Below are 7,426 nucleotides of genomic sequence, written 5' to 3'. Positions count from 1 at the left end.
GATTACCCCCGACCAGGCCAGCGAAGTCGGCTGCTTTTTTGTAAGACGGCCGTTAATCAGCTGCTTGCATGTCGCGTTTCAAATGATGGAACCAGGCGAGGTGGCGACTGTTTCCACATAGATGCATTCCGCCTGGACCACGACCGGCAAGGTCTTGATCGGGGTTCGGCAGGGTGGAGCTACAGCGCGACCGGTCGCAATATCAAAAGCCCCGCCATGTAACGGGCAGTAGATCAGTCCCTGGCTTTGGGCTCCGTCACTGAGGCGGGCGTTGCCGTGCGAACATCGGTCAACGGCAGCAAAGAATTTTTCGTCTACCCGAAATACCACTATCCGTGGAAGTCCCGCATGAATGACCGTGATTGGTCGTCCGTGCGGAACTTCGGCTGTGCGGCAAAGCTTGATCAATCGAGTTGGCACGGCAGCGCTTAGGGTGGGCAGGCCGGATGGAGGCAGGAAAGGGGGCATTCCATGGTCAATCCGTTTTGATGCCGTTGTCGCTAACGACCTTTTCCCATTTTTTTAGATCGGCTTTCAGGTAGGCGGCGAAGTGTTCAGCACTTCCTCCGAGTATTTGCAGTTCACCGCCAGGTGACAGCTGTTTGCCGATGGCGGGGTCTTTTAGCGCTGCATTGACCGCGCGATTCAGCGTCTCGATCACGCTCTTTGGCGTGTTTGCCGGAGCCATCAAACCGCTCCAGGCCGTTGATTCAAAGCCTGGAACGCCTTGTTCGGCCACGGTGGGGACTTGGCCGATAGCTGGAATATGCTCGCTGCTGCCTACGCCAAGGGCTCGGAGGCGGCCGGCCTGTATCTGCGGAAGGACGTCAAGCACCGAGCCGAAGGAGGCTTGCACCTCACCGCTGGTCACCGCGACCACCGCGGGCGCGCTGCCTCGGTATGGGACGCCGACCATCTGCATGCCAGTGGCTCCTTTCAAGAGTTCCATGGCCAAGTGCGTAGAACTGCCCACGCCATTGTGGGCGTAGTTGAGCGAGTGTTTGCGCGATGCCGCAATCAGGTCGTCCAAGTTCTTCACGTCGGACGAGGCAGGCACCACGAGCACGTTCGGTGCCGATACCAGCAGTGAAATCGGCGCGAGGTCGGTGACAGGGTCGTAGTTCAGGTTGGGCGTCAAGACGGGCGAGATGGCATTCGGGCCGATCGCGGCCAGCAGCAGGGTGTAGCCGTCCGCAGGTGCCTTGGCGACTTGGGCAACACCGATGATCCCGTTCGCCCCTACCTTGTTTTCCACGATGAAGCTCTGTTTGAGCTTGGTCCGCAATGTTTCGGCCATCACTCGGGCAACGTGGTCGTAGTAGCCCCCCGCCGGGTACGGGACGATGATTTTCACGGGCCGCTCGGGGTAATTCGGCTGGGCGTTGCCGACGCTGGCTACGAAGGCCGCGGCAAGTCCGCATGCGAGAGCTGATCTGCGCAGCATGGGTGTCTCCTCGATTTTATGGTTCGCCTAATGTAGGAACTCACGATATTCTTGTCAATTAAATTTCGAAATTCTATGTATAATTCGATAAATTGGATGGTCGTGTCGAGGCGTTGAAATTTTCGATATAGTTGAATCCGTTGATTCAAGACAACGGTTGCGGAGAGCAGGTATGGCTAGTTCCAAGGTAAGCATCGCCAGCACGCTTACGACTCGGTTACGCGAGGCAATTCTTAGTGGGGAAGTGCTGCCCGAATCGCGGCTGCACCTGGAGTCCCTGGGTGAGCAGTACGGTGTCAGCCTGAGCCCGGTGCGTGAGGCGCTGCTGCGGCTCGTCGCGGAAGGTTTTGTGGTTGCCGAGGAACAGCGTGGTTTTCGCGTCGTCGAGGCTTCCGTCAAAAAGCTGGCCGAAGTCACGGCGCTGCGCGCGCACATGGAACCGTTTGCGCTTAGGCATGCGATTGAACGAGGCGACCTGGCCTGGGAAGAAAAATTAGTTGCGGTTTTCCACCGCTTGACCCGGATTGAACAGCGCGATGAGTACGTGCCGTTCCTGGATGAGTGGGAGAGAACTCATCGCGAGTTCCACCTTTGTCTGGTTGCCGGTTGCGATATGCCGATGGTGACGCAGTTCTGCTCGGTGCTGCACGACCAGTCCGATCGTTACCGCCGGCTCTTTCTCAAGAACAGGCCGCCTCAGCGCAACGTGGCTCAAGAGCACGCGGCGATCATGGACGCGGTGCTTGCCAGAGATGCCGACCTGGCATGCGATCTTTTGCAGGCACACAGTAAGCGGACGGGGGAGACGGTACAGGCGTTTATGCGAGGCGCGACAAACTAGGCGGGCTAGTCAGAAAAAATATCCAACGTTGGAGGTGACACATGGAGTACGGCCATTGGGCTAAGGGAGAGCTTACGCGCGTTCCGTATCAACTCTACGCCGACGAGGAAGTCTATCGCCGGGAGCAGGAACGTATTTATCAAGGCTCGACGTGGAATTTTCTTGGGCTTGACGCCGAGTTGCCCGAGCCAGGCGACTACAAAACGACGTTTGTCGGGGACATGCCTGTCATCGTGTGCCGGGACGAGGAAGGAGTAGTCCGGGCATTTGAGAATCGGTGTTCCCATCGCGGATCGCTGCTGGCCCTGCAGAACAAGGGACGTGCCCGCAAGTTCACTTGTGTCTACCACGCCTGGACCCACGATCTACAGGGAAACCTGAAGACCGTGGCATTTCGGCGGGGGGTGAACGGCGCTGGCGGGATGCCCGAAAGCTTCGATACGGCCGAGTTCGGTCCGCGAAAGCTGCGGGTCGAGGTCTATTGCGGATTGATCTTCGGAACGCTCTTGGACCATACGCCGGCTGTCGCAGACTATCTTGGCGAGGCGGTCGCAGCGCGCTTGAAGCGCGTGTTGCACAAGCCCTTGAGAATCTATGGCCAGTACACGCAGGCCTTGCCCAACAATTGGAAGCTGTACTTCGAGAACGCCAAGGATACGTACCACTCCAGCTTGCTCCATACATTCTTTGCGACGTTCAAAGTGTCCCGCCTTTCCCAGGGCGGCGGCGTGATCGTAGCCGACAGTGGGGGCCATCATGTCAGCTATTCACTAAGCCACAGCGGGGAAAAGGATGATGAGTTCAAGAGCGAAACTTTGCGGAGCAATCAAGAAGACAACTTCCGGTTGAACGACAGGAGCGTCCTCAACATCGTCGATGAGTTTGGCGATGGTTGCCATGTGCAGATTCTGTCGGTCTTCCCGGGGTTCGTCCTGCAGGCGATTCACAACAGTCTTGCGGTAAGACAAATCCTTCCCAAGGGACCCGATAAAACAGATCTCGTCTGGACCTTGATCGGGTTCACTGACGATGATGAGGAACTACAAAAGCTTCGGATGAAGCATTCGAATCTTGTGGGGCCGGCCGGCTATGTATCGATGGAGGATGGTGCCGTCGGAGGTTTCGTTCAACGCGGCATCGCGGGCTCTAGTGCCGAGGCTTCCGTGGTCATGATGGGCGGCGATGGCACCGAATCGTCTTCCTCGAGAGCGTCCGAGAACTCGATTCGTGGTTTCTGGAAGGAATATCGCAATTACATGGGGCTGTGACATGAGCGAGGCTAAAGAGAACGTTGTGGAGGTGCTGGCCTCGCTGATGGAGGACTACGCCTGGGCGATAGACCGGGACGAGCTGGAGCAGTGGCCAAATTTCTTCGAGGAGCAGTGTCTTTACAAGATCACCACGGCAGACAACGAGGAACAAGGCTACCCATTCGGCGTCCTTTATGCCGATTCCAGGGGCATGCTGGCGGACCGTGTGAAGTCCCTAAGAGAGGCCAACATCTACGAAGGCCAGCGCTATCGGCATGTCGTTGGGCGCCCAAAGGTGTTTTCGTCCGACGGCGCAGTCGTTAGCGCCGAAACCAGTTTTCTGGTGGTAAGAACGATGCGAACGGGCGAAATGCTCTTGTTTGCCACCGGGGTGTATCGCGACGTGGTTTCTTTCAGGGGTCCGAAGGCTTTGTTCGTGGAGCGGGTGGTCGTATGCGATAGCTCGCGTATCGATACCTTGCTTGCATTGCCGCTGTGAGCCGCCGATGAAACAGAGAAGAATCGCGGTCACATTGGGCGACCCTTCTGGAATTGGCCCGGAAATCGCATTGAAGGCCTATGGAGACCCGCGCATCCACAAGCATATGTCGCTGGTCCTGTTCGGCGACAAGCGCGCGCTGGATGAGCACGCCAGGCTATGCGGGCTCACGCAGGACTATCACACGCTTGGCTCGGCATCAGAGGTTCAGGATTGGAAGGGTGGCCTGGCATTCATCCACGTTCCATGCCTGGATGGCAGCTTTCGGATCGGTGAGGTCTGCGCCTTGTCTGGCGCAGCGGCCATCGCGGCGCTTGATGCGGCAGTTGACGCCGCGCAGGCAGGGTTCGTCGATGCGGTCGTCGGGTCACCCATCCATGAGGTCGCGATAAAGAAAGCGGGCATCGCGTTCGACGGACATCCATCCTATCTGGCGCGTCGAACTGGCACACCCGTGGATGATGTGAGTTTGATGCTCTGTTGGGGCCGCACGCGGGTCGCCCATGTGACCTTGCATATGAGTGTCCGGGAGGCGCTGGATGCGATTACCTCCGCTCGTGTTGAGAACGTCATCAGGATGACCTCGCAGGTCCTGCGCCGGCTGGGCCTGGCACAACCGCGTATCGGTGTTTCCGGTGTGAATCCTCATGCCGGGGAGTCGGGCCTGTTCGGCCGCGAGGAGATCGAGATCATCGGTCCCACCTTGAATAAGCTTCGTGCCGAAGGGTTCGATCTTCTTGGCCCTATGGGCGCGGACACTCTGCTGCCCAGAAATGACTGCGATGCATTCGTCGTCATGTTGCACGATCAAGGGCACGTCGCGGCGCGGGTTGCAGCGCCGAACATGGCCGCGGCGATGTCGATTGGTACGCCGGTCATGTTCTCTTCGGTGGGGCATGGTACTGCCATGGATATCGCTGGCCGGGGTGTAGCCAACCCGGAGGCATTGATCCAGGCGCTGCTTCACGCTTCAAATTCCTTTTCCGAGGGAGAAAACGAATGATCGGTCTTGGCTTGGCGTCTTCACACGCCCCCGCGATGTTCTGCCCGCCAGAGCTCTGGCCCAAGGTCTACGACGCGATTCCGGATTACATGAAGGATGCGCAGCCGCATACGGCCAAGCTGGAAACACCAGATGTCATTCGCGGCTACGTGAACCGCATCGAATCGGCCTTCGAGGTCCTGCGTAGGCAGTTGGAAGCGTATCGCCCCGATGCCGTGATCTTTGTCGGTGATGACCAGGAGGACATGTTCGACAGTCGCTGCAACCCTGCGATGTGTCTGTTCACGGGCGACGAGGTGTGGGGCTCCGAGGCTCCGTTCTATGTAGACCAACCGCCAAGCGCATCGCGGATTCATCTACCCGTTCACAAAGAACTGTCCTGCCATCTTCTCGAAGAGCTTCTGAACGAGGGTTTCGATATCGCCAGTTCCTCCGTAATGGACCCGATGGGTCCGCATCCGGAACGCGGCACTTCGCACATGATCGTGTATCCGGCAAGGCGGCTGATTCCAGATTTGAATGTACCGATCATTCCTCTGTACTTGAATTGCTACTTTCCTCCGCTGCCTACGGCGGCTCGATGCTGGCAATTGGGCGAATCGCTCGCAAGAATTTTGTCGCATCGCAAAGAGCGGGTCGCCATTTATGCGTCAGGGGGGCTTTCGCACGATCCCATCGGCCCACGCGCCGGATGGATCGACACACCCATGGATCATTGGATTCTTGATCGGATCGCCACGAACCGAGGCAAGGATCTTCAGCATCTTTTCACCGTGGACTCAGCGACGATGCGTGGCGGCTCGGGGGAGATACGCGCCTGGATAGTGGCCGCCGCCGCATGTCAGTGGAAAGCCGAGGTCGTGGATTACATACCCGCCCATCATGCAAAGACTGGGCTGGGGTTCGCCTATTGGCCTCAACAAGTCAAGGAGTGAGACATGCTTCCAGCAAGGATCGACGTTCAGAAGGTTCGCAGTCAAATGGGTGCGTACGCAGATGAGAGTCAAAGCATCGAGAGACGTACCAAGATCTACGAGGAACTGGTCGGCTTCCTGCCGCCTCGGATCGAGGCACGCTTCCATGTCACTGGCGCCCTGGACCCGACAATGCTTCGTCTTCAGGAGGAAATACGCGAACACGGAATGTATCCCGGCTGCTTTGACGTGAAGACAGCGCAGTTGATGCTGTTTGGCATGCTGCTCATGGATCTTAGCGACGCAGCCGTTTTGCACGGCATCGCTGCGCGTAAGGCGGGCGCGAGCTGGGAGGAAATGCAGGCAGTCGTCAATTTGTGTTTCTTGTTTCGTGGGCTTTCGGCGGCGAACCGCGGAGCGGAGATCTTGGCCCGCATGTGTGCCCAGGAAGAGGAGGCGCGGCCATGAGCGACGCCAATAATCCGGAAATCGGCAACCGACTGCGAGTGGGCCAGATCGAAACGAACTATCACGACAGGGGGCAGGGCTGTCCCGTGCTGATGATTCATGGCTCCGGCCCCGGCGTCACCGCCTGGGCAAACTGGAGGCTGAACATCGGGCCGCTATCTCAGCGCGCCCGCGTAATTGCGCCTGACATGGTCGGGTTCGGATATACCGAAGCGCCTCCATCGACTTCGTATGACTTGGACACCTGGGTTGACCACCTGGTCGGCTTCATCGATGCCTTGTCGCTGCCGAAAGTGGATCTGATCGGCAATTCATTCGGTGGCGGTGTTTCTTTAGCTATGGCTGCAAGGTATCCCGATCGTGTGCGGCGACTGGTGCTGATGGGCAGCGTGGGGACGTCGTTCCCGCTTACGCCCGGCCTGGACGCTGTATGGGGCTACGAGCCGTCTCTTCAAAGCATGAAGGGATTGCTGGATGTGTTCGCACATGACCGGAACCTGGTGTCCGACGAATTGGCCGAGTTGCGCTATCGCGCGAGTATCCGCCCGGGGGTGCAGGAGCGGTTCGGACGCATGTTTTCTCCGGGGCCGCGCCAACGCTACATCGATGCTCTGGCCACCCCCGAGGAGCAGCTGCGTTCGTTGCCGCACGAGGCGCTGATCATTCATGGGCGTGAGGACCGAGTCATCCCGCTCCAGAACTCGATCAACTTGGCATTGATTCTTCAGCGAGCCCAATTGCACGTGTTTCCGCATTGCGGGCATTGGACCCAGATCGAGTGGACGGAAACGTTCAACCGGTTGGTTGGAGATTTTCTCGCGGAGGCTTGATCGGGTGTAAGGTCCCGCGAACGTGATCCCATGCTGCAATGGTATGGCGACCCTTGCGATCCAGGCCTCGTAGCCTCGCGATGTGTTGCGTTCCCTAATGGACCAGCACGACTTGGATCAATCTGATCTTCCCGAGTTGTGAAGCCAGAGTGTGATACCCGAGATCCTGGGGTAATA

At 58.2% G+C, this 7,426-nt stretch carries 9 protein-coding genes; 7 read left to right on the top strand and 2 right to left on the bottom strand.

Features of this window, described 5'->3' with window-relative positions; all coding sequences use genetic code 11:
* Positions 1-78: 78 nt before the first annotated feature.
* Both QHC78_RS21175 and QHC78_RS21015 read right to left on the bottom strand, forming a co-directional pair.
* The gene (locus QHC78_RS21175) at positions 79-468 is read right to left on the bottom strand and encodes a non-heme iron oxygenase ferredoxin subunit (RefSeq protein WP_413816506.1); all 390 of its coding nucleotides are present in this window, start codon (positions 466-468) and stop codon (positions 79-81) included.
* 7 nt (positions 469-475) lie between these two features.
* Positions 476-1,444, bottom strand: coding sequence for a Bug family tripartite tricarboxylate transporter substrate binding protein (locus tag QHC78_RS21015; protein ID WP_319748088.1), 969 nt, complete (start codon positions 1,442-1,444; stop codon positions 476-478).
* A 172-nt stretch (positions 1,445-1,616) separates the two neighbouring features.
* Here QHC78_RS21015 and QHC78_RS21010 point away from each other — a divergent pair, with 172 nt between their 5' ends.
* Genes QHC78_RS21010 through QHC78_RS20980 form a run of 7 tightly spaced genes read left to right on the top strand, consistent with a single transcriptional unit; the run spans position 1,617 to position 7,249 of the window.
* Entirely contained in the window at positions 1,617-2,285 is a 669-nt protein-coding gene (locus tag QHC78_RS21010) for a GntR family transcriptional regulator (protein WP_319748087.1), read from the top strand.
* 41 nt (positions 2,286-2,326) lie between these two features.
* The gene (locus QHC78_RS21005; protein ID WP_319748085.1) at positions 2,327-3,553 is read left to right on the top strand and encodes an aromatic ring-hydroxylating oxygenase subunit alpha; all 1,227 of its coding nucleotides are present in this window, start codon (positions 2,327-2,329) and stop codon (positions 3,551-3,553) included.
* A gap of 1 nt (position 3,554) precedes the next feature.
* Complete coding sequence (locus tag QHC78_RS21000; RefSeq protein WP_319748083.1) at positions 3,555-4,034, top strand: aromatic-ring-hydroxylating dioxygenase subunit beta; 480 nt, start codon at positions 3,555-3,557, stop codon at positions 4,032-4,034.
* 7 nt (positions 4,035-4,041) lie between these two features.
* Positions 4,042-5,037 carry a PdxA family dehydrogenase gene (locus QHC78_RS20995; protein WP_319748081.1) on the top strand — a complete coding sequence of 332 codons (996 nt, stop codon included), beginning with the start codon at positions 4,042-4,044 and terminating at the stop codon, positions 5,035-5,037.
* Positions 5,034-5,972 carry a DODA-type extradiol aromatic ring-opening family dioxygenase gene (locus QHC78_RS20990; protein WP_319748079.1) on the top strand — a complete coding sequence of 313 codons (939 nt, stop codon included), beginning with the start codon at positions 5,034-5,036 and terminating at the stop codon, positions 5,970-5,972. Before QHC78_RS20995 ends, QHC78_RS20990 begins: the two co-directional genes overlap by 4 nt.
* 3 nt (positions 5,973-5,975) lie before the next feature.
* Entirely contained in the window at positions 5,976-6,419 is a 444-nt protein-coding gene (locus QHC78_RS20985; protein WP_319748077.1) for a carboxymuconolactone decarboxylase family protein, read from the top strand.
* Complete coding sequence (locus QHC78_RS20980; RefSeq protein ID WP_319748075.1) at positions 6,416-7,249, top strand: alpha/beta fold hydrolase; 834 nt, start codon at positions 6,416-6,418, stop codon at positions 7,247-7,249. The genes QHC78_RS20985 and QHC78_RS20980 overlap by 4 nt, the downstream gene beginning before the upstream one ends.
* Positions 7,250-7,426 lie beyond the last annotated feature (177 nt).

The sequence above is a fragment of the Pigmentiphaga sp. genome (assembly GCF_033795525.1).
Lineage (GTDB): Bacteria > Pseudomonadota > Gammaproteobacteria > Burkholderiales > Burkholderiaceae_B > Pigmentiphaga.
This window is presented reverse-complemented; position numbering and strand designations above follow the sequence as displayed.